This window comes from Saccharothrix sp. NBAS 001 (genome assembly GCF_056640475.1).
Window position 1 is genome coordinate 8593585 of sequence record NZ_CM153251.1, and the last position, 20784, is coordinate 8614368.

Sequence of the window (20784 nt, forward strand, 5' to 3'; positions counted from 1 at the left end):
GCGAAGGTTCTCCCATGCTTGAAGTGGCGGTGATCGAGGACGCGGCTACGGCCGAGGTCTCGCTGGACCCGGTGCGGGCCCGGCTGCTGGCCGAACTGGTCGAGCCGGGTTCGGCGACCATGCTGGCGGCCAAGGTGGGGCTGCCCCGGCAGAAGGTCAACTACCACCTGCGCACGCTGGAGCAGCACGGCCTGGTCGAGCTGGCCGAGGAGCGCCGCAAGGGCAACATGACCGAGCGGGTCATGCGCGCCACGGCGGCGTCCTACGTGATCTCGCCGATGGCGCTGGCCGCCGTGCAGCCCGACCCGGAGCGCTCGCCCGACCGGCTGTCCGCGCGGTGGCTGCTCGCGGTGGCGGCGCGGCTGGTGCGCGACGTGGGCAACCTGCTCACCGGGTCCGCGAAGGCGGGCAAGAGGGTGGCGACCTTCGCCGTCGACGGCGAGGTCCGGTTCGCCACGGCGGGCGACCGGGCGGCGTTCGCCGAGGAACTGGCCGCGGCGGTGACCGGGCTGGTCGCGAAGTACCACGACGAGACGACCGAGGGTGGGCGGGCGCATCGCGTCGTCGTCGCCGTGCACCCCAGCGTTGCGAAGGAGTCCTGATGGGGCACGCGTACGAGGAGACCAACGAGGTCGAGCTGGCGGTCACGCCGGAGCAGGTCTGGGAGGCCATCGCCACCGGGCCGGGCATCGACTCGTGGTTCATGGGCAACAACGAGGTCGAGGCCGGCGTCGCGGTGACGGGCGCGTTCGGCGGCTACGAGCCGAAGCACGAGATCACCGCGTGGGAGCCGGGCAAGCACCTGGCCTACGGCGCGCAGCGGGAGCCGGACGGCCGGTTCCTGGCCTACGAGTTCCTGGTCGAGGGCCGGGACCAGGGCAGCACCGTGCTGCGGATGGTCGCGAGCGGGTTCCTGCCCGGCGACGACTGGCAGGACGAGTTCGAGGCCATGCTGGCCGGTGGCGCGATGTTCTGGCGCACGCTGATCGAGTACCTGGAGCACTTCGCGGGCCGCACCGCCCGCCCGGTGACCGTGCTCGGCCCGCCGGTCGCCGACTGGCCCGCGCTGTGGGCGGCGCTGAACCACAGGATCGGCTTGGAAAAAGCGCCCGAACGCGGGGACGCGGTCGAGGTCGACGGCATCCCCGGTGTCGTCTACTACGCCAACGGCCAGACGGTCGGGATCCGCACGCCCGACGCGATGTACCGGTTCTTCGAAGGCTTCAACGGGGTGCTGATCGCGATGCACCACGTCTTCACCGACGACGGGCGCGACGAGCGCACGTGGTCTTCCTGGATGGGTTCGCTGTCATGACCGCACCGAGTACGACGCTTCCGGCCACCAGACCGGAAACCGGGCCGCGCAACGGACCCCGCGACCGCGCCACCGCCCTGCTGCTGGGCTGCGGCGTGCTCGCCGGGCCGCTCTACCTGGTCACCGGGTTCGCCCTGGCCGCCACCCGGGACGGCTTCGACCTCAAGCGGCACCCGTTCAGCTTCCTCTCGCTGGGCGAGGGCGGCTGGGTGCAGATCGCCAACTTCGTCCTCACCGGACTGCTGTTCCTGGCCATGGCGTTCGGCGTGCGGCGGGCGATCGGCGGGCAGCGCGGCGGCACGTGGGGCCCGGTCCTGCTGGCGATCTTCGCGCTGGGCATGGTCGGCGGCGGCGTGTTCGTGGCCGACCCGGCGTTCGGGTTCCCGGTCGGCGCACCCGACGGCCGGCCCGAAGTCCTCTCGTGGCACGGGACCCTGCACGGGGTGGCGTTCTTCGCGGCGTTCCCGGCGCTGGTCGCGGCGTGCTTCGTGTTCGCCCGGCGGTTCCGGGGCGGGTGGTCGTGGTACTGCGCGGCGACGGGCGTGATCTCGCTGGTGCCCATGGCGTTCATGGGTTCCGAGTGGGGAACCGTGCTGCTGTACGTGGTGGCAGTGGTGAGTTGGCTCTGGGTGTCCGCGGTCGCGCTGAAGCTGCGCGCCGAGATCTGAGGGAGTGCGGGGAAATGGGTCAGGTCACGTCCGCGGACGGCACCAGGATCGAGTACAGCAGGACCGGGTCGGGGCCCGCGCTGATCATCGTGGACGGCGCGCTGTGCTACCGGGAGTTCGGTCCCGCCACGAAGTTGGCCGGGGCGCTCGCGCCGCACTTCACCGTCTACACCTACGACCGGCGCGGTCGCGGCGGGAGCGGGAGCACCGGGCCGCGCGACGTGGCGCGGGAGGTCGAGGACATCGCCGCGCTGATCGAGGAGGCGGGTGGCCGGGCGCACCTGTTCGGCATGTCCTCCGGTGGCGCGCTGGTCGCCGAGGCGGTGCACCGGGGCGTCGCGGCGGACCGGTTCGCGGTCTACGAGTCGCCGATGATCGTGGACGGCACCCGCGACCCGCTGCCGCCCGACTACCCGGCGCGGATGGATCGGGCGCTGGCCGAGGGCCGGCCGGGCGACGCGGTGAAGATGTTCATGAAGTTCGTCGGCACGCCCGGGTTCTTCGTGGTGCTGATGCAGGTCATGCCGATGTGGAAGAAGCTCAAGGCGGTGGCGCACACGCTGCCCGCCGACCTGGCGGTGGTGGGCGAGCACCAGCGCGGTGTCGCGCCGGCCGCCGACCGGTGGTCCGGGGCGAAGGCGCCCGGCCTGGTCATCGCCGGCGGCAAGAGCCCGGCGTGGATGCGCAACGCCCAGCAGGTGCTGGCCTCGGCGCTGCCGGACGGGGAGCTGAAGGTGCTCGACGGCCAGACGCACATGGTCAAGGCCGACGTCACCGCACCGGTCCTGGTCGACTTCTTCTCCCGCTGAACCCCGGGCCCCGGGCGCTGCCGCGACGCGGTGGCGCCCTCGGCGTTGCGTCTGTCCATTGTGGATGAAACGCCGGAAGTGCTGTTGTGACGGCGAATGCGTCGTGCCATCCGCACATGGCACGACGCTCGACGCGGAGTCACCTCGGGGCGACCGCTACGGTTTGCGTGCGACCGCTCCCGCGATGCAGTACGACACCGCGTCGAGCTTGCGCAGCCGAGGCCCGTCCGGCCACCAGTCCGCGCAGATGACCAGACCCGGGTCGACCATCTCCAGCCCCTCGAACAGGCCGAGCAGCTCCGAGCGGGTGGCGAACCGGCCCGAACCCATGGGGGAGTGCAGGAACGTCTCCTCCATCCGGCGCGCGATCGCCGAGTGCTCCTCGGTTTCCGGGTCGAGGAAGTGGCTGATCGCCACGTAGGAGCCCGACGGCAGCGCCTCGATGTACTCGGCCATGATCTCCGCCGACGTCGGCGACGTGCCGTTGTAGTGGTGCAGCGTGCCGAGTTGGAACAGCGCGAGCGGCTGGGAGAAGTCGATGTGCTTGCGCACCACGGGGTCCTGGAGGATGTCCTGCGGCGAGAAGATGTCGGCGGCGGAGAAGTGCGTCTGGTCGTTCTCCTCCAGCAGTGCGCGGCCGTGGGCCAGCACCACCGGGTCGTTGTCGACGTAGACGACTCGTGCGTCCGGCTGAATCCGTTGCGCCACCTGGTGGGTGTTCTCGGCGGTGGGCAGGCCCGAACCGCAGTCCAGGAACTGGGTGATGCCGGTCTGGCTGGCCACGAACCGGGTCGCGCGGATCAGGAACGAGCGGTTGTCCACGGCCAGGGTGGCGGCTTCCGGCGCGACCTGCTGGACGCGCCGCAACACTTCCCGGTCGATCTCGTAGTTGTCCTTGCCGTTGAGGAAAGCGTCGTAGACCCTGGCGATACTGGCCTTGGTGGTGTCGATGTAGACGGGGGCGGCGGTGTCCGAGGACGGTCCCGGCATTGGTGACCTCGCAGTGGGGATGGGAGTGCGGTGGTTGTGCACCGCGTCACAGCCCACTCAGCGTAAGCGTTTGGGCTCAACGCGTGAGTGGGCAGTGTGCGGCGGACGGAGGAAGATCAGCGGTGTACGTTCAGTGACGATGCGATTTCGCGCCGTCCGGGCGCAACCGCTGTTCGGGTGGACGGGCTTCGCACGAGTGAGGACGATCGGGAGGATCAGCGATGGCCACTGGTGACCCCGAGGGCTCGTCGGCCGAGCGGGACGGCGGGCCCACCGCGCTGCGCATCGTGCTCGGCTCGCAGCTGCGCAGGCTGCGCGAGGGCGCGGAGATCAGCCGTGCGGACGCGGGCTACGCGATCCGCGGGTCCGAGTCGAAGATCAGCCGCATGGAGCTGGGCCGGGTCGGGCTCAAGGAGCGCGACGTCGCGGATCTGCTGACCATGTACGGGATGACGGACGCGGACGCGCGGGACAAGTTCCTGGCGATGGTCCGCCGGTCGAACGCGCCGGGCTGGTGGCACCGCTACACCGACCTGATGCCGGACTGGTTCCAGGACTACGTCGGCCTGGAGGAGGCGGCGTCCCGGATCCTGACCTACGAGACGCAGTTCGTGCCGGGGCTGCTCCAGACCGAGGCGTACGCGATGGCGATCGCCAGCCACGGTCGGCCGGAACTGGCCGGTCCGCCGGTGAAGCGCCGGGTCTCGCTGCGGATGCAGCGGCAGAAGGTGATGTTCCGGCCGGGTGCCCCGAGGCTGTGGGCGGTCATCGACGAATCGGTGCTGCATCGCCCGATCGGGGGCCGCCAGGTGCTGCTCGACCAGATCGAGCACTTGCTCTCCGTGACCAAAGACGCCCCGATCACTCTTCAGATCGTTCCGTACCAGCTGAGCGGCTACGCAGCGGAGGGCCCGTTCACCATGCTCCGGTTCGGCGAGCCGGATCTGCCCGACATCGTCTACCTGGAGCACCTGGCGGGCGCGCTCTACCTCGACAAACTCGAAGAACTTGAGGTCTACAGCAGGGTTTTCGACCGGTTGACCGTCGACGCGGAGACGCCCGACCGCAGCAGGCAGATGCTGATGAAGATCCGAGCGGACCTGTAGCGCTCCTCCGTCCGGGGGAGATTCGTTCTCTGCATCTGCACGTGCATTTACCCGTGCTTCACGGAGTGCTACGGTCCGTGCACAGCCAGATGCACGTGCAGATGCATCCCGTCGCGTGGGGTAGGTGATGTCGATGGCCCTCAAGGCCCACAACGGCATGTCCGCGGCCGAGCTGCCGGATGTGACTTGGCGCAAGAGCGCACGTAGTGGAGCGTATGGCAATTGTGTCGAACTCGCCGCGCTGGACAACGGCGAGATCGCGATGCGCAACTCCCGGTTCCCGGACGGTCCCGCGCTCGTCTACACCCGAGCCGAGATCGCGGCCTTCGTGGCCGGTGCCAGGGACGGGGAATTCGATGACCTTGCCGGCTGACGCCGCGGTGCGGACGTCCCTCCAGCTGCGACAGCTGATCGAGCGAGGTTTCCAGTTCCTGCACCCCCGTGACGCCCGCGGCGAACTCGCCGCAGTGGTCGGCGTTCGCGCGCACGACGCGGTGATCGACGTGGTCCGCCTGCACACCGAGGACGACGTGGTGGCGATCAGGATGCCCGCGGATGAAGTGAACGTGTTGTCCCCCACCAGATTTTCCTGGCGGCGGCGTGGGCCGGCGACGAGCGTGCTGGACGAGCTGCTCGAACTGCCCGACGACCGGATCGCCTGACAGACGGCCCGTTCCACCCGGAACGGGATGAGGGGCGGCACGTGTCCCTCGCCGACGAACCTGACCTGGAGACGCAGCGGGAACCGGCTCCGCGCCCGATGCCCGGTTCCGTGACGCTCAAAGCGGTACTCCGTGTTCGTCGCCTCTGGCGCGAAGGTCGGCCGCACCCGACCTTCGCGCCGGCAACTGCCCTTCGAGGCCGCGCAGCACCACGGCCAGGCCCTGGCGGAACCCGTCCGCGACTCCGCCCGCCGCCGTGGCCGTCTCGGCGAGCAGCGGGAACTCCGATTGTCCCGCCATGGCGGCGGTTCCGGGCCCGGACAGCGGCCCGAGGTGCTCCAGCTGCACCGCGCCGATCAGGTAGCCCAGCAGCGCGCGCAGCGCGACCACCCGTCGTTCGCCGTGGAAACCGTTGTGCGCCAGCACTTCCAGCACGGCCTCGGACCAGCGCAGCAGTGCGGGCGAGCGGTGCCGGTGGGTCATCGTCAGCGGCACCGCGTTCGGGTGCTCGGCGATCGCGTCCCGAACCCGGACGACCAGGGTGGTGACTTGGCTCTGCCAGGCCGTTCCCGGCAGGCTCGTGTCCACTGTGGACAGAACGTGGTCGACCACCAGCTCTTCCAGCGCGGACTTGTCCGGGACGTACCGGTAGAGCGACATGGTGCCCATGCCGAGTTCCTGCGCGACGGCGCGCATGGACAGCTCGGCCAGTCCGGCGCGGTCGATCACGGCGAGCGCGGCGGCGGCGAGGTCGTCGGGGGTCAGTGACCTGGGTCGTGGCATGGCGGTTGACAGCGTACGTCATACGCTCATACCGTGGCGTAGGCGTACAGCGCACGCCTACGAGGGGGTCACGGTGTCGAAGGCACGGGAGTGGCAAGCGGTGCAGGGCGGGACGGTCCGGGTGCCGGACCCGGAACGGTTGGTGCACCTGCAATTCCGGCGCTTCGCCGGGTGTCCGGTGTGCAACCTGCACCTGCGGTCGGTCGTCCGCCGGCACGCCGAGATCGAGGCGCGCGGCATCCGCGAGGTCGTGGTGTTCCACTCGACGCCGGAGGAGTTGCGCCCGCACGTGGCGGACCTGCCGTTCGCCGTGGTCGGTGATCCGGGGAAGGCGCTCTACGTCGAGTTCGGCGTGGAGTCCTCGCCGCGCTCGGTGCTCGATCCGCGGGCCTGGGGAGCGATCGTCCGCGGGGTGGCGCGGGACCTCGGCCCGGTGTTGCGGGGCCGGCGGCCGTTGCCGAAGCCGACCGGCGGGCGGTTGGGCCTGCCCGCCGACTTCCTCATCGCGCCGGACGGGCGGGTGCTCGCCGAGAAGCGCGGTGAGCACGCCGACGACCAGTGGTCCGTGGACGAGCTGCTGAGCCTGGCCGGCTAGTTGTCCACAGGGTTGTCCACAGCTGTGGACGGCTCGAACGTCTGTTCGACCAGCGGTCGGCGACGACCGGCGGCGCGATCCGGTCCGGGTCGACCGGACAATTGGTCCGCCCGGTTCCCGGGAATGCCGAAATGGCCGTCGCACGAATCTGCGACGGCGTCGGTCGGGCGCGTTGTCCGATTCCGTCGACCGCTGCCGGATATGCGCCGGTCGACTTCGGGTGGCCGCGCGGGTCCGCCCCGGACGCACCTGGCGCCCGGGGCGGAACCGATTTTCTAGCGGCTCACCAGGAGCGTGTAGCCGGCAATGCCGAGCTGGCAGTAGTAAGACGTCCAGGCGCCGTTGGTCACGCCGTTGTTGCCCACCGTCGTGCACTCCGACAGCGGAGCGGTCCACACCGGGGCGTTGGTCAGCGAACCGCTGGTCGGGTCGACCAGGGTGCTGTAGCCCGCGACACCGCTCTTGCACTCGTAGGAGTCGAACACGCCGTTCGCGACACCGGTGCTGCCGATCTGGGTGCAGGTCGCGTTGGTGCTGGTGTACAGGTAAACGGTGTTCGGGGTGGCCTGGGCGACGCCGCCGCCGAGCGCGAGGGCGGCCGTGGCCGCCGCCGCGGTGGTGGTCAGGACGCGTGCGAGCTTCGTCATGTCGGTTCTCCCCAGAATGTCGGATTCGACCGTGTCGGTGCCATGTGACGGCACCGGAAAAGACGTTAACAGCCGATTACCTGGGGCTCTCGAACATTTCTCGTCGACTGTGAATAAAGAACTTCGGAAGTCGCCGCCGGACCGCGTGCCCGCGCTGGTAACGGTCGTACCCAGAAGTAATATGTGACCTCGGTCACGCAACCGTGTAACAGTATAGAGAGGTGCTGTCCGGGCTATCGTTGAAAGGCGTTCGTCGTACGGGTTGACCTTTCCGCCGTATCGGTCATACTCGGCCGAATGGAGCTGGAGGTGCGGCACTTGCGCTTTGTCGAGGCCATCGGCACGGCGGGCAGCCTCACCCGGGCGGCGGCGGCGCTCGGGCTGTCCCAGCCCGCGCTGACCTCCCAGCTGCACCGCATCGAGCACGCCGTGGGCGGCCCGCTGTTCGACCGGGGCCGGCACGGCGCACGCCCCACCGCGCTCGGCGCGGTCGTGCTGACCCACGCCCGCGAGGTCCTCGCCGCGCTGGACGACCTGCGCCGCGCGGTCGACCGGCGGCCCGGCGAACCGCTGCTGAGGGTGGGCGTGCTGCCCGCCGCGCCGGCCCGCCTGCTCGGCGACACGGCCGCCGCCGCCGTGCCGGACCGGGTGGTGGACCTGTCGGTGGTGGACAACCGGGCCGAAGCCCTGGAGGCCCTGCGCGACGGCGGGCTGGACCTCGCCCTGCACGTCGACTTCCCCGACCGGGAGTGCGTCGCGCCGGCCGGCGTGGGGATCACGCCGCTGGGCGCGGAACCGTTCTTCGTGCTCCTGCCGGACACGCATCCGGCGGTCCGGCGGGAGGAGCCCGAACTCGCCGATCTGGCGGGTTCGACCTGGCTGACCTCGCCGCACGGGGACGCCGGGTTCCACCGCCACCTGGTGGACCGCTGTGGGCCGGTCGCCGTGCGGGCGGTGGAGGAACTCGTGGTCGCCCAGCTCGTCCGCCGCGGTGAGGACGTCGTCGTGCCGTTGCAGGCCCTGGACACCGGCGTCGAGCTGCCCGGCCGGATCCGCGCGATCAAGGGCTCGCCGCTGCGGGTCCGGCACCTCCTGCTCTGGTCGGCGGACCTGGACCCGGCCGTGGTCGACCGGATCCGCGCCGGGCTGGTCGCCGCCTACCGCCGGGCCGCCGCCGCGCACTGCCGCATCCCCGGCTGGTTCGGGCGCAACCCCGGCTGGCTCGGCTCCGCCGGACCCGGCCGCGCGTGACGGGGCGGCGCGCGAACCCCTCGACGGGCACCGGACGCGGTCAGCGGCCGAGCGGGTCGTGCCGGGGGACCGGGCGGGCCGGGGTGGTGGTCCACTCCGGGTGCCGGTGCAGCCAGGCGCGGTAGACCGGCGGCCGTTGCACGACCTGGTGCTGCGCCTCGACCAGCCCCGCCCACAGCCGCTCCACGTCGGCCGGCCGCAGCACCCCGTCGGCCCGCCAGAACAACGTCGTCGCCATGCACAGCGGCGCACCCGCCAGCGGCACGAACGTCACCCCCGACCGCCGCCTGCTGCCCGGCATCACGGGCAGCACCGCGCGCCCGAGTTCGGCCGCCTGCAACGCTTCCGTGACGTCCATGATCCGGATGTCCGGCGTGAACCCGGCCCGCAGGCACACCCCGGTGAGGTGGTCGCCGAAGTGGTCGCGCGCGGTCGACGCCGCGCCCCAGGTCTCGCCGGCCAGGTCCGCCAGGTCGACCTCGGCGCGCCGGGCCAGCCGGTGCCCGTCGGCCAGCGCGACGAACATCGGCTCCACGGCCACCGAGGCACGCTCCACACCGGAGGGCAGCGGGTACTCCAGGCCGGGGAACTCGGCGATCAGCGCGCCCTCGATCCGGTTGTCCGCCAACAACTCCAGGTGCGCCACGCCGTCCAGCTCGGTGCGCACCTCGGCCTGCACCCCGAGCACCTGCGGCACCAGCTCGGACAGGCTCGCCAGCAGCATCGACGGCGTGCAGCCGAATCGGGCCGCGCCCGGCGAAGTCCGGCCCACGGCCGCCTCGAACCGGTCCAGCGCCTCCAGCACGGCCCGCGCGTGCGCGGCCACCACCTCGCCCAGCGCCGTCGGGGTCGCGCCCCGCGCACCCCGCCGGAACAGCGCCCCGCCGACGATCCGCTCGGCGCGGGCCAACGCCTCGCTGACCGAAGGCTGCGTCATCCGCAGCTCGGCCGCAGCGGCGGTGAGGGTGCCCGCGTCGGCCACCGCGCGCACCACCCGGAGGTGCCGGAACTCCAGCTCCATAGGCGGACCTTATGCAACGTTGGGATTGTTCGGCCAGACAACGGCCCGTTCATCATGTGTTCACGGTCGATGCCTGCACTTCGGCCGCTGGAGCACCATCACCCTGCACCAGAAGGAAAACCCATGTCATTGCGTACCTTGCTGCGCGCTGCCCTCGTGCCGGTGGCCGCCGCTGCGGCCTTCGCGGCCACGCCGGTGGCGAACGCCGACCCCGTCACGCCGTACATCGTGGGCGGCGGCAACGCGACCGAGACCTACTCGTTCATGGGCTCGATCCAGCTCAACGGCCGGCACGGCTGCGGCGCGTCCTTGGTCAGCGCCCAGTGGATGGTGACGGCCGGGCACTGCACCTACAACCAGCAGTCCCCGATCCAGCCCTCGCAGATGCGGGTGCGGATCGGCTCCACCCAGTGGAGTTCGGGCGGCACGCTGTCGGGCGTCTCGCAGATCGTGCGGCACCCGAACTACCGGCCCGGCGGCAGCCAGCAGTACGACATCGCCCTGCTGCGCCTGTCGAGCGCGGTGTCCCAGGCTCCGATCAGCCTCGGCGACACCTCGCCCGCCGCGAACACCAACGTGCGGCTCATCGGCTGGGGCCAGACCTGCAACACCCCGCAGTGCGGCCAGCCGCCGACGAACCTCAAGCAGCTCGACACCCGGATCAACCCGGACAACATGTGCACCAACGAGTTCAACGGCAGCCACGAGCTGTGCGTGTACAGCACCACCTCGCAGACCGCGTGCTACGGCGACTCGGGCGGCCCGATGGTCCAGAAGGTCGGCGCGGAGTGGCGGCTGGTCGGCGCGACCAGCCGGGCCGGAATCAACAACCAGACCTGCGGCTCGGGTCAGGCCACGATCTACACCGACGTGGTCGCGTTCAAGCAGTGGGTCCAGTCGACCACCGGCGGTGGCGGCGGCACGCCCAACCCGCCCGGCTGCTCGACGGCCGAGTGGAACCCGGCCCAGTACTACCCGCCGGGCTCGACCGTCTCGTACCAGGGCTACGAGTGGCGCAACCAGTACTGGACCTACGGCGAGGCGCCGGGCCAGAGCTACGCGTGGCAGCAGATCGGCGAGTGCTGATCTGGAGACCCCGCACCACGAGGGGAGCCGGGTGGGCTCCGGGCCGCAGGGAGCGACGGGCCCACCAGGTTCACAGCACGGACGAAGGCCCCGCCGGACAGGCGGGGCCTTCGGGTCGTTCACGGCCGGGTTCGGCCGAGCGAACACGAAAGAATTACACGAGGGCGCGGTCCGCCGCCGGGCGTTGTCGTGCGCAATTACCGGACCGCTCGTCAGTCCGGCCCGCTCACCGAGACCCCGACCCCGACCCCGCGATGGTCGATGCGTCATTACCTGGAATAGTCGGGCCGGCACCTCGGATTGGAATAAGCGCAGCTCCGGGCGGTCGTCCGCAGATCTGCGGAATATTCCCCGCAGTACGTCCGACCGGCGGCGGTGCTATAACCGGGGTGGCCGGTGAATCGTCGGGACCGGTCCGCCGGGGAATGCCCGGATTCCGGTCATTGATCGGCGGATTGCACAGTTGAAGCGTATTGCGCATTTACTTCACTTGGTGGATGCTGCTCCCCATGAACGTCCCACCCCTGCCTCCAGGGCAGTGGGCGCCGGTCCCCGTGATCCCGGGCATCCCCGAGCACCTCCGGAGCGAAGGCGCGTACCTGCCGCCCCCGTTGCCGTCCCACCTGCCGCTGCCCGTGGCGACCTACCGCCTGGTCGCCGAGGCCGAGCACGCCCTGGGCCGGCTGGACGAGGCCGCCGACCGGTTGCGCGGCCGCGCGGGCCCGCTGCGGGCCGGCCTGGTCCGGGCGACCCGCGTCCGCGACGCGCAGGCGTCGGCCGGGCTGACCGGGACGGCCATCGGGCTGCGCGAGGCGCTCGCCGCGGATCTCCTCGCCTCCCAAGGGGATCCGCCGACCGACCGGTCCGCGCCGGCCCAGCTCCTCGCACCCCACCTGGCCGCCTACGACCACGGCGTCGAGCGCGTCCGGCAGGGCGACGCGGTGGACGCCGGGCTGATCGGCGCGCTGGCCGCGATCATGGTCGGCCGGCCCGGGGCGGAGCCGCGCGAGGTGCTGCGCCGCGAACCCGGCGTGCTCGGTCTCGGCCGCGCGTACCTGCTCACCGCGACCGGCGCGCACCTCGTGGCGCTGCTGGAGCAGTGGTCCACGTGGGTGCGCGAGGAGCGCGAGCAGCCGCGGCTCGCCAAGATCGCCCTCGCGCACTACCAACTCGAAGTGCTGCAACCGTTCCCGGCCGCCAACGGGCACGTCGCGCGCGCGTTCTCGGTGCTGGAGATGATGCGCGCGGGCCTGCTGCGCGACCAGTTGCTGCCGCTGTCGGTGTGGCTGGACGACACGCTGCCCGAGTACCAGGAGGAGATCCGCGCGGTGGTCGACACCGGGCTGGTGCACCACTGGGTGGAGTTCTTCGCGTGCGCGGTCCGCGACCAGGCCCTGGCCCAGCTGCGGCTGATCGGCCGGCTGGAAGACCTCGCCGAGCGGTACGCCCGGCTGCTGCCGCGCACCGGCGTGCTGCCCGAGGTGGCGGCGAACCTGGTCGGCTTCCCGGTGGTCGACCACCGGACGCTTCGCGAACGGCACGGGATCACCACCAAGGCCGCCACCGACCTGACCCGCCGGCTGGTGCAGCGCGGGATCCTCGTCCCGTGGGACTCCCGCGACTACCGGCGGGTGTTCGTCTGCCGGGACGTGCTGCACCTGCTCGTGGACAACCCGGACACCACGGCCCTGCCCTGACCGACGACCCCCTCCGGGAGAACCCGCATGAGCACACCACCCCGTCGTGGCCGGCACCGCCGCGAGTCACGCCCCCGGTACACGTCCTGGGCGAGGTTGGCCTCCGGCCTGCTGATCCAGCTGCTGGTCGCCCTGCTCCGGGACTGAGCCGGCGGGCAGTTCGAGCAGCGCCCGCACGGCGCGCGCGTCGTCGTCGGACAGGTCGGGCAGCACCCGGCGCAACCACCGCCGACCCGCGCCCTCGTCGCCGGACAGCCACAGCGCGCGCCCGAGCAGCACCTGCGCGCGGGCCCGGTCGGGCACCGGCCGCCCGTCGTCGAACGCCTTGTCCGCGCGGGTCAGGTAGTTGACCGCGGTGTCCAGCCGGCCCGCCTCGACCATCAGCTCGCCGAGGTGGGCCAGCGCGCGGGCCACGTCGTGCCGGTCGCCGTGCCGGATGCGCAGTTCGAGCACCTCGTCCGCGCAGCCGATGACCCGGTGCAGCCGGCCCTGGGCGCGGTAGGTGGCGGCCAGGGCGCTCAGGGCGTCCGCAGTGGGCTCCGGGTCGTCCAGCAGCCGCCGCACGGCCAGCTCGCGCATCCCCAGCGCGGCGGCCGGGCGCAGCGCCCCCCGGGCCCGCAGCGCGTCCGCACCGGCCCGGAACGCCTCGGCGAGCGGGCCGGAGGGCGGTCGGGCGTCGGCCAGCGGCGCGGCGAGGTCGTACAGCTCCAGCGGCCAGCGCCCGTCGACGTCGGCGGGCAGCGCGCGCCACACGTGGGCCAGCAGGTCGACGGCCGTGTCGTCGCCGACCCGCACCGCGGCCACCACCTCGTCGCGGTGCTCGGCGAACCACCGCCGCACGTCGTCGGCGTCCTGCGGGGGCGGTGGTCCGTTCGGCGGCCCGGGGTCCGGTACGTCGTGGCCGAGGGCGCGGCGCGCGCGCAGCACGTCCTCCAGCAACCGCCTGCCCTGCTCGCTCACCTGCCGCCGTCCTTCCCGGTCCGCCGCGCCGGCCACTGGTCACATCGGGTCGAGCCGCCCGTCCGTCTCCGAATGATCATTAGTGTCAACCAATCGGGTGAGCTGTGGACACCGCCAAAATGCCACTTCGACGTGACGCTCAGTCATCCAGGTCGGTCCGGGACACCACCTCGAACAGGTCGTCGAACTGCATCGGGGCCAGCGCGGCGAGCGCGCCGCCGATGAACGCGGGCCCCGGCCGCAGTTCCCCGTTGAGCACCCGGGCGACCGTCGAGCGGTTCACCTCCATGGCCTTGGCCAGCGCGTAGTCCGAGGTGAAGCCCGCCAGCAGCGCGGCCTTGGCGAAGGCCCGCGAGCGCAGCCTGATGGTCTTCGGCATCGCCGCCTCCGGTGTCCCGTGTGCGCACCGGACGTACGTCCGGTGCACCGAACTGTAGTCCGGTTGCGCCGGCGCAGCGGGCGCGGTCGACATCTGATGAGGTGAAGGTGGTCGGGGGTGCGTTGCGGACGTTGCGTGCACGCGCCTAACATCGGGCCGCATGAGCGAATCCGAGAACGGCACGTCCGAGTGGTGGCGGTACCTGGAGGAGAACCTGGCGAGGCGGGGCGGCACGACCGGCGAACTGGCCCGCGGCGCGGGGATCGACCGCAGCCGGCTGTCCGACTGGCGGCACGGCGGCAAGGCGTCGCTGGACTCGGCGCGGGCGGTCGCGGCCTGGTTCGGGGCCAGCCCGTTGGAGGTGATGGTGGCGGCGGGCCTGATCACCCGCGAGGAGGCGGCGCTGCGCTCGGCGCGGCCGGACCCGTCCCTGCTCGGCGACGAGGAGCTGATCGCCGAACTGCGCCGGCGGATGACGAAATGACCCGTCGACCGGGTTGACCCGAAGATGTTTCACGCCTGCGGGGCGCGGTTCGAGACGGTCCTCGTCCGGCAGCCGGACGCCCCACCAGGCACGGAGATACCCGCGACCCGTGTTGTGTTCCCCGTTGGCCTCGGTCATGCCATCGTGTTTTCACCAACGATTGGTCTGGACCTTCGGTCCGGTGGCGAAAGGACGAAAAATGCGTGGCACCACCGTGTTACCGGGGACGCCCTGCCAGACGCCGCGGGTGGGTGAGCTGCCGATGCACCGGTTGGAGGTGCCGGTGCCCAACGCCCTGCCGTTCGCCATCGGCACGTTCGACTCCATCGGGCCGATGTCGAGCGCGAACTTCCCGCACCGGCACACGTTTCACGAGATCGTGCTCGTCACCGGAGGCGTCGGCACCCATGTCGTGGACCTGGCCCGCTGGGAGCTGCGCCCGCCCCACCTGTGCGCCATCGCGCCGGGGCAGGTGCACCACTGGGCCGACACGCGGGCGTTGGAAGGGTTCGTGATCCTGTTCACCGACGACTTCCTGATCGACCACCCGGGCGATCGGGAACTGCTGCGGCGGCTGAGCGAACGGCCCTGGCTCACCCTCGACGACGACACCCACGCGGGGCTGTCCGCGCTGGTCCGAGAGCTGGACCAGGAGTACCGGGAGCGCGCCGAGGGCGTCGAGTCGGTGCTGCGGTCGCTGCTGCACGTGCTGATCGTGCGCGCCGCCCGGCTGCCGGAGACGCCCAGCGCGGCGCCGCCCGCCCGGACCGGCGCGGTGGCCGAGGAGTTCGCCCGCCTCGCGGGCCGGCCCGACGTGGACCTGTGGTCCGTGCGGGCGTACGCGGAGCGGATCGGCGTCACCCCGGGGTACCTCACCGAGGCGGTGAAGGCGGCGACCGGCCGCACGCCCTCGGAACTCGTGCGCGAGGCGCGGGCCAGCGAGGCCAAGCGGCTGCTGGCCCGAACGGACCTCACCGTGCGGCAGATCGCGGGCCGGGTGGGCTTCGCCGACCCGGCGTACTTCTGCCGGTTCTTCCGACGGGAGACCGGCGTGAGCCCCGGCGACTTCCGCCGCACGGGCGATGTCCGCCGCGCCGCAACGGGTGACGCCGTTCACAGTTATGACCGACCACGAGATACACCACGACCTACCGCCCCAGTCCATCGTCCGCGCCGGAGCGTCTCCATAGGTTCGTTATGAATTCCCGAGACCGCCCATCCCCCACGAGGAGCAGGCATGGACACGCCTACGGACGGCGACCAGAGCACGACCGAGGAATCGCCTGATTCCCGGAACTTCAGCCGCAGGCCGGTCCTGCGCGCCGCCCTCGCGGCCGGCGTCGCGGTGCCCGCAGCGCTGATGGGTGTGCCCGCTCTGGCTCGCACGATCCCCAGCACGGGCGGACAGCTCGAACCGACGCCGCAGTGCGACGACGGCGACGACCCGACCCCGGCGCAGACCGAGGGTCCGTACTTCAAGCCCAACTCGCCGCTGCGCTCGTCCCTGGTCGACGCGGGCACGGTCGGCACCCGCCTCACCGTCACCGGCTTCGTGTTCGGGCTGCGCTGCCAGCCGATCGCGAACGTGCTGATGGACTTCTGGCAGGCGGACAACAACGGTGTGTACGACAACACCGGCTTCAAGTTCCGCGGCCACCAGTTCACCGACGCGTCGGGCAAGTTCACCCTGACCACGATCGTGCCCGGCCTGTACCCCGGCCGCACCCGGCACATCCACGTCAAGGTCCAGGCCCCCGGCGGCCGCGTGCTCACCACGCAGCTGTACTTCCCCGGTGAGCCGCGCAACAACACCGACACCATCTACGACCCGCGCCTCCTCATGACGATGCGCAACGTCGGAACCGGCCGCGAAGGTCAGTACGACTTCGTGCTGAACATCCAGCAGACGCCGACCACCACCCGGCCGACGTCCACCACGTCCACCACCCAGCCGACCAGCCCCACCGGTCCGACCTCGACCACCACGGTTCCCCCGGGTGGCACGTGGACGCCGGGCACGGGCTACACCGCCGGCACCAAGGTGACCTACGGCGGCGTCAGCTACGTGTGCCTCCAGGCGCACACCGCCCAGGCCGGCTGGGAGCCGCCGAACGTGCCCGCGCTGTGGCGCGTCGGCTGATCTGACTGCCCGCGCGGCCCGGTAACCGATCGCGCCTGACCCTGCCATCGGCAGCAGTCCCGGCGTCGCGCCAACGGGAGACGGCGACGGCCGTCCCCTCCAGTCTCGGAAGGCCCCCGGAGACGTCCGGGGGCCTTCTGGCTTTTCCGGCCTGTTCCGGGCGGGCAAGCCACCCCGCGACCGCACTCCCCGCGAGTCGAGCGCCCTCTCAGTCCATTGTGGACTGTCCGGCGCTGCCCTCCGGGCCCCGGGTGGTCCCTGCTGCTCACCGGGCTGCGGTGCCCGCCGACGCGGTCCACGTGCCGCGCCCGCCGTTACCGTGCTGTTTCCAGGCGCGTAACAGCCGTCCCCGGTCGCGCCGATGCTCAGACCAAAGGTCCTGAGCGTCTGGAGCGTGCCGTGATCGAGAACTCGTCCCATGGGCTGGTGATGCTGGGTGCCGAAACCGCGGTCACGGTGACCCGCGAGGACGACCACCAGGCCGAGCTGTCCCGGTACCCGGTCGCGCCGGGGCTGCGCAGGCACGTGGCGGTCGAGTTAGCCTGGTGCACCATCTCGACCGGCAAGTACCAGGGCGAGCGCGCGATCGAGGTCCGACTGGACGGTCGGCGCGTCGGCGAGCTGACCCACCTGATGTCCCAGCGGTACGCGCCGCTGCTGGACCTGCTCTCCGCCCGGGGCGGCCGAGCCGGCTGCGAAGCCGTGATCCAGGCCGGTGTCCGGGGTGCCGAGGTCGTCCTCCGCCTGCCCCGCGAGGACAACCTGGCGCTCCCGCCCGCTCCCACCGCCACGTTCCCCCCGGTCGCCACGGCCGTTCCGATCGCCTCGGCCGTTCCGATGGCAGCCGTCGCGCAGCCGACGTCCCATCCCGCGCCGCCCCGCAGGTCGCGGTTCGCGAGGAACCGTCCCGCGTGGATCGCCGGGGCCGCCGTGGCGGCGGTCGTGTTCATCGCGGCGATCGCCAACGCGGGCACCTCGAAGACCCCCGCCGCGAACCTGACCACCACCGCCCCGACCACCACGACCACCACCACGACCGCCCGGCCGACGACGACGACCACCACGCCGACGCCGACGACGGCCGTGCCCGCCGCGCCGCCCCAGATCACCCAGGCACCGGTCACCCAAGCGCCCGTGGCGCAGCCGCCGGCCGCGAAGCCGACGACCGAGCCGGTCGCGCCGCCGCCCGCCGAGCCCGCGTGCCACCCCAACTACAGCGGCTGCGTGCCGATCGCGTCCGACGTCGACTGCGCCGGTGGCAGCGGCGACGGCCCCGCGTACGTGCGCGGCCCGATCCAGGTGCTCGGCCCGGACGTCTACCGCCTCGACAACGACAAGGACGGCATCGCCTGCGAGTGACCCGTCGGCGGCGGTCGTGACGCGCCGCACCACTCGGAAAGTTGCCGCCCAGCGACGATCAGGCGGGCGACGGACCCCGTGCGCGCGGACAGTTCGCCCCCACACCAGCCGCTGCTACGAAGGCCGGTACGCCGTCGCAGCGCGATCGCGGTCTCAGTCGCGGGTACGGGCGTGCGCCCACATCGTCAGGCCGCGCGTGTACGCGGTCGCGACCACCGCGAGTCCGAGCGCGACCAGCGGGACCGCCACCGGCAGGGGCTCACCGTTCGGGCGGGACAGCGGAAGCCACGGATCGGCCGCCGGCACGGTGTTCTGGAGCACGCAGCAAGCCAGGAACAGCAACACCGTCACCACCGGAGCCGTCACCGGCCCCAGCAGCGTGCGCCCCAGGAACGCCACCGCCGTGCACACCACGACGTTCGCCGGGATGTACCGCCACGGAGCCTCGCCCGGCAGCGCCAGCACCCCCGCCGCCACCACGACCAGCGCGCCCACCGCCACCACCGGCACCACCGCCGCCGCCCACACCGAGACCCGCCGCGTGCCGAGCTTCTCCCACTCCACCAACCTGGGCGCGGTCAGCCCGGCCGCCGCGCCGCCGAACGCCACGGCCAGCAGCTCGATCACCGGGACGTCCCGGGGCGGCAGGAACGTCGCGAGGTCGACCGGGATCGCGATGCGCGCGGCCAACGCCGACAACACCGCCGCCACCACGCACAACGCCGCGACCGCCCGCGCGTTGTGCGCCGAGAGGAACAGCACTAAGCGAACTCCGTCCCGTACCGGCACTGCGCCACGCGGTCGTTGTTCGCCGCCAGCCACGCCCGGATCTCGTCCGGCGGCTTGGCGAAGAACCCGGACGACGGCGGCTCGTACGGCACGTCCGACGACACCACGATCCCCGCCTGGCCGCGCAGCCACCGCGCCAGCTCGTTCGCCCGCGCGAGCCCCGCCTCGAACGTCGCCCGGTCGCCGGTCGCGCGGATCCCGCGCAGGCACCCGTCGAACCCGGCCATCGCGGCGGCCACGTCCTCGCCGGCGGTGTCGAGCGTGGTCTGGTCGAGGATCAGGCCGAGCACCACGTAGTCGTCCGGCAGCTTGCCCGCCGGCACCGCCGCCCGGTCGTAGACCCCCGCCACCGCAACGGGTTTGCCGCCGTACGCCTTGGCCAACCCGGAGACCGTCTCCGTCAGCACGGGCAAGTCGGCCTGGTGCGCGGAGTGCACGCACACCTCGATCCCGCTCACCGCCTCGCACAGCCGCGGCGGGTCGGCCACCGCCGCCACCCGGCCGACCGGGTTCGCCGCCGCCACGGCGAGGAAGACCCCCAGCACGAGGACCGCGCCGACCATCGGCAGCGCGGTGCGTCCGGGCCGGTCCGGCGAGCGCCCCAGCCGTGACGCCAACACCATCGCACCACCGATCGCCGTCAACGCGAACGCGCGGAACAACAACGCGTTCGTCGTCTCGTACTCGTTGGCCGCCAAGGTGTCCCACTGGACCGGCAGCACCGCGCCGAACCGTTCGAACACCACCTGCGGCAGTTGGCAGAGCAGGAAAACCAGCACCGCCACGAAAACCGTCAACACCGGCACCGGCGCGGCGGCGGCGGCGAACTGCCCGACCGCCACCGCGAACCCGAGCCCGAGGTAGCCCAGCGCGATCGAGCCGAGCGCCGGCCCGCCGTACGTCGCCGAAACCGCCGTGTGCACGAAGATCGGCAGCAGCCCGACCGTGTACGCCACCGCGAACAACGCCCAGACGCGCAGGAAGTTCAGCCAGTGCTCGGGTTTGTCGGTGCCGTCCAGCCGGGCGGCGGCGAACAGGTTCGCGGGCCGGGCCAGCGTCGCCCAGCGGTGGAACGCGGCGGCGGCGGCCACCGGCCCGACGATGCTCAGGTGCTCGTGCGCCAGCGCCGACGTGGCGGGCCACTCCGGCCGCCACCCGAAGTTCTCCAGCGAGAGCCCGAACGCCACCAGCGCCACCAGTCCGGCCGGGACCAGGACGGTGAGCGGGTGCAGCGGCCAGGCGACGCGGCGGATCACGTGTCCTCCCGGCCCAGCAGGCGTTCGTAGGCCTGTTCGAGGTTGGCGGCGGTGACCTCGCCGCCGTCGACCAGTTCGGTGAGCGGCCCGTGGAACCGCAGCGCCCCGGCGTCCAGCACGGACACCGTCGAGCACAGGTTCACCACGTCCTCCACCAGGTGCGTGGCGAGCACGACCGTGCGGTCCGCGCCGATCCGCTCGATGACCCGCCGGATCCGCACGCGCTGACCGGGATCGAGCCCCACGGTCGGCTCGTCCAGCACGACGATGTCGGGCTCGTGCGCGACCGCCGCGGCGATCCCGACCCGCTGCCGCAGCCCGCCGGAGAGCGTGCGCACCGCCGCGCCCGCCCGTTCCGAGAGGTCGACCAGTTCGAGCGCCCGGTCCGCGGCGGAGTCCGCCGCGGACCGGTCCAGCCCGTTGAGCCAAGCCGAATAGGCGACGGTGTCGCGCACCGTCATCGACGGCACGAGGGAGAACCGCTGCGGCAGGTAACCGACGCGACGTCGGGCGGAATCCCCGTCCACACCGCCCACGGTGACCCGGCCGGTCCGAGGTGTGCGCAGCCCGACCAGCAGCGCCAACATGGTGGACTTGCCCGCCCCGTTCGGCCCGACCAGCCCGGCGATGCCCGCGGACACCGTCCAGTTCAGCCCGGCCAGCGCGGATTTGCGCCGGTAGGAGTAGGAAACGTCCTCGAAAGCGACAATCACGTGCCCGCGATCCTCCACTTGGGTTTTTCTCCCCCGTGACAGCCTAGTGGTGGGAGTGCCGGAGCACTCGCCAC

The 20784-nt window shown here is 72.0% G+C and carries 24 protein-coding genes; 15 read left to right on the top strand and 9 right to left on the bottom strand.

What is annotated here, in order from left to right; genetic code table 11:
* Positions 1-14 precede the first annotated feature (14 nt).
* Genes AC0HI0_RS38170 through AC0HI0_RS38185 form a run of 4 tightly spaced genes read left to right on the top strand, consistent with a single transcriptional unit; the run spans position 15 to position 2792 of the window.
* Complete coding sequence (locus AC0HI0_RS38170) at positions 15-602, top strand: ArsR/SmtB family transcription factor (RefSeq protein WP_480928330.1); 588 nt, start codon at positions 15-17, stop codon at positions 600-602.
* Complete coding sequence (locus AC0HI0_RS38175) at positions 602-1315, top strand: SRPBCC family protein (protein WP_480928331.1); 714 nt, start codon at positions 602-604, stop codon at positions 1313-1315. Before AC0HI0_RS38170 ends, AC0HI0_RS38175 begins: the two co-directional genes overlap by 1 nt.
* Positions 1312-1983, top strand: a complete 672-nt coding sequence (locus AC0HI0_RS38180) for a DUF998 domain-containing protein (protein WP_480928332.1) — start codon at positions 1312-1314, stop codon at positions 1981-1983. Before AC0HI0_RS38175 ends, AC0HI0_RS38180 begins: the two co-directional genes overlap by 4 nt.
* Before the next feature lie 14 nt (positions 1984-1997).
* Complete coding sequence (locus AC0HI0_RS38185; protein WP_480928333.1) at positions 1998-2792, top strand: alpha/beta fold hydrolase; 795 nt, start codon at positions 1998-2000, stop codon at positions 2790-2792.
* 156 nt (positions 2793-2948) lie between these two features.
* On the opposite strand, the gene AC0HI0_RS38190 is transcribed toward AC0HI0_RS38185, so the two are convergent.
* Complete coding sequence (locus tag AC0HI0_RS38190; protein WP_480928334.1) at positions 2949-3782, bottom strand: SAM-dependent methyltransferase; 834 nt, start codon at positions 3780-3782, stop codon at positions 2949-2951.
* 221 nt (positions 3783-4003) lie between these two features.
* On the opposite strand from AC0HI0_RS38190, the gene AC0HI0_RS38195 reads away from it, so the two are divergent.
* The 3 genes from AC0HI0_RS38195 to AC0HI0_RS38205 all read left to right on the top strand — a co-directional run bounded on the left by AC0HI0_RS38195 (position 4004) and on the right by AC0HI0_RS38205 (position 5550).
* The gene (locus AC0HI0_RS38195) at positions 4004-4888 is read left to right on the top strand and encodes a helix-turn-helix domain-containing protein (protein ID WP_480928335.1); all 885 of its coding nucleotides are present in this window, start codon (positions 4004-4006) and stop codon (positions 4886-4888) included.
* 127 nt (positions 4889-5015) lie between these two features.
* Positions 5016-5261 carry a DUF397 domain-containing protein gene (locus AC0HI0_RS38200; protein ID WP_480934480.1) on the top strand — a complete coding sequence of 82 codons (246 nt, stop codon included), beginning with the start codon at positions 5016-5018 and terminating at the stop codon, positions 5259-5261.
* Complete coding sequence (locus AC0HI0_RS38205) at positions 5245-5550, top strand: hypothetical protein (RefSeq protein WP_480928336.1); 306 nt, start codon at positions 5245-5247, stop codon at positions 5548-5550. Before AC0HI0_RS38200 ends, AC0HI0_RS38205 begins: the two co-directional genes overlap by 17 nt.
* Positions 5551-5667: 117 nt before the next feature.
* Here AC0HI0_RS38205 and AC0HI0_RS38210 read toward each other — a convergent pair whose 3' ends face one another.
* Positions 5668-6333: a TetR/AcrR family transcriptional regulator C-terminal domain-containing protein gene (locus AC0HI0_RS38210; protein WP_480928337.1), complete on the bottom strand. Its 666-nt coding sequence runs from the start codon at positions 6331-6333 to the stop codon at positions 5668-5670.
* A gap of 73 nt (positions 6334-6406) precedes the next feature.
* Here AC0HI0_RS38210 and AC0HI0_RS38215 point away from each other — a divergent pair, with 73 nt between their 5' ends.
* A complete protein-coding gene (locus AC0HI0_RS38215) occupies positions 6407-6928 on the top strand; it encodes a peroxiredoxin-like family protein (RefSeq protein ID WP_480928338.1) in 522 nt (173 codons plus the stop codon).
* A gap of 275 nt (positions 6929-7203) precedes the next feature.
* Here the strand turns inward: AC0HI0_RS38215 and AC0HI0_RS38220 are convergent, their stop codons facing one another.
* Positions 7204-7575 carry a hypothetical protein gene (locus AC0HI0_RS38220; RefSeq protein ID WP_480928339.1) on the bottom strand — a complete coding sequence of 124 codons (372 nt, stop codon included), beginning with the start codon at positions 7573-7575 and terminating at the stop codon, positions 7204-7206.
* A gap of 297 nt (positions 7576-7872) precedes the next feature.
* On the opposite strand from AC0HI0_RS38220, the gene AC0HI0_RS38225 reads away from it, so the two are divergent.
* Positions 7873-8826 (top strand): LysR family transcriptional regulator, encoded by a 954-nt coding sequence (locus tag AC0HI0_RS38225; protein ID WP_480928340.1) that lies wholly within the window; start codon positions 7873-7875, stop codon positions 8824-8826.
* 40 nt (positions 8827-8866) lie between these two features.
* Here AC0HI0_RS38225 and AC0HI0_RS38230 read toward each other — a convergent pair whose 3' ends face one another.
* Positions 8867-9847 carry a LysR family transcriptional regulator gene (locus tag AC0HI0_RS38230; RefSeq protein WP_480928341.1) on the bottom strand — a complete coding sequence of 327 codons (981 nt, stop codon included), beginning with the start codon at positions 9845-9847 and terminating at the stop codon, positions 8867-8869.
* A gap of 123 nt (positions 9848-9970) precedes the next feature.
* Between AC0HI0_RS38230 and AC0HI0_RS38235 the strand changes: the two genes are divergently transcribed.
* Together AC0HI0_RS38235 and AC0HI0_RS38240 are read left to right on the top strand one after the other, a co-directional pair.
* On the top strand, positions 9971-10933 hold the full coding sequence (locus AC0HI0_RS38235) for a trypsin-like serine protease (protein ID WP_480928342.1): 963 nt from the start codon (positions 9971-9973) through the stop codon (positions 10931-10933).
* Between the two features lie 509 nt (positions 10934-11442).
* Entirely contained in the window at positions 11443-12630 is a 1188-nt protein-coding gene (locus AC0HI0_RS38240; protein WP_480928343.1) for a Fic family protein, read from the top strand.
* A 66-nt stretch (positions 12631-12696) separates the two neighbouring features.
* Here AC0HI0_RS38240 and AC0HI0_RS38245 read toward each other — a convergent pair whose 3' ends face one another.
* Positions 12697-13590: a tetratricopeptide repeat protein gene (locus tag AC0HI0_RS38245; RefSeq protein WP_480928344.1), complete on the bottom strand. Its 894-nt coding sequence runs from the start codon at positions 13588-13590 to the stop codon at positions 12697-12699.
* A 139-nt stretch (positions 13591-13729) separates the two neighbouring features.
* Positions 13730-13969, bottom strand: coding sequence for a transcriptional regulator (locus AC0HI0_RS38250; protein WP_480928345.1), 240 nt, complete (start codon positions 13967-13969; stop codon positions 13730-13732).
* 160 nt (positions 13970-14129) lie between these two features.
* On the opposite strand from AC0HI0_RS38250, the gene AC0HI0_RS38255 reads away from it, so the two are divergent.
* The 4 genes from AC0HI0_RS38255 to AC0HI0_RS38270 all read left to right on the top strand — a co-directional run bounded on the left by AC0HI0_RS38255 (position 14130) and on the right by AC0HI0_RS38270 (position 17952).
* Positions 14130-14453: an XRE family transcriptional regulator gene (locus AC0HI0_RS38255; RefSeq protein WP_480928346.1), complete on the top strand. Its 324-nt coding sequence runs from the start codon at positions 14130-14132 to the stop codon at positions 14451-14453.
* A 199-nt stretch (positions 14454-14652) separates the two neighbouring features.
* Positions 14653-15654, top strand: coding sequence for a helix-turn-helix transcriptional regulator (locus tag AC0HI0_RS38260; protein ID WP_480928347.1), 1002 nt, complete (start codon positions 14653-14655; stop codon positions 15652-15654).
* Between the two features lie 36 nt (positions 15655-15690).
* Positions 15691-16593 carry a dioxygenase family protein gene (locus AC0HI0_RS38265; RefSeq protein ID WP_480928348.1) on the top strand — a complete coding sequence of 301 codons (903 nt, stop codon included), beginning with the start codon at positions 15691-15693 and terminating at the stop codon, positions 16591-16593.
* A 399-nt stretch (positions 16594-16992) separates the two neighbouring features.
* Entirely contained in the window at positions 16993-17952 is a 960-nt protein-coding gene (locus AC0HI0_RS38270; protein ID WP_480928349.1) for a hypothetical protein, read from the top strand.
* A 153-nt stretch (positions 17953-18105) separates the two neighbouring features.
* Here AC0HI0_RS38270 and AC0HI0_RS38275 read toward each other — a convergent pair whose 3' ends face one another.
* The 3 genes from AC0HI0_RS38275 to AC0HI0_RS38285 are packed head-to-tail and all read right to left on the bottom strand — an operon-like array spanning position 18106 to position 20710.
* Positions 18106-18714, bottom strand: coding sequence for a hypothetical protein (locus AC0HI0_RS38275; RefSeq protein ID WP_480928350.1), 609 nt, complete (start codon positions 18712-18714; stop codon positions 18106-18108).
* Complete coding sequence (locus AC0HI0_RS38280; protein ID WP_480928351.1) at positions 18714-19997, bottom strand: hypothetical protein; 1284 nt, start codon at positions 19995-19997, stop codon at positions 18714-18716. The genes AC0HI0_RS38275 and AC0HI0_RS38280 overlap by 1 nt, the downstream gene beginning before the upstream one ends.
* Positions 19994-20710: an ATP-binding cassette domain-containing protein gene (locus tag AC0HI0_RS38285; protein ID WP_480928352.1), complete on the bottom strand. Its 717-nt coding sequence runs from the start codon at positions 20708-20710 to the stop codon at positions 19994-19996. Before AC0HI0_RS38285 ends, AC0HI0_RS38280 begins: the two co-directional genes overlap by 4 nt.
* Between the last annotated feature and the right edge of the window lie 74 nt (positions 20711-20784).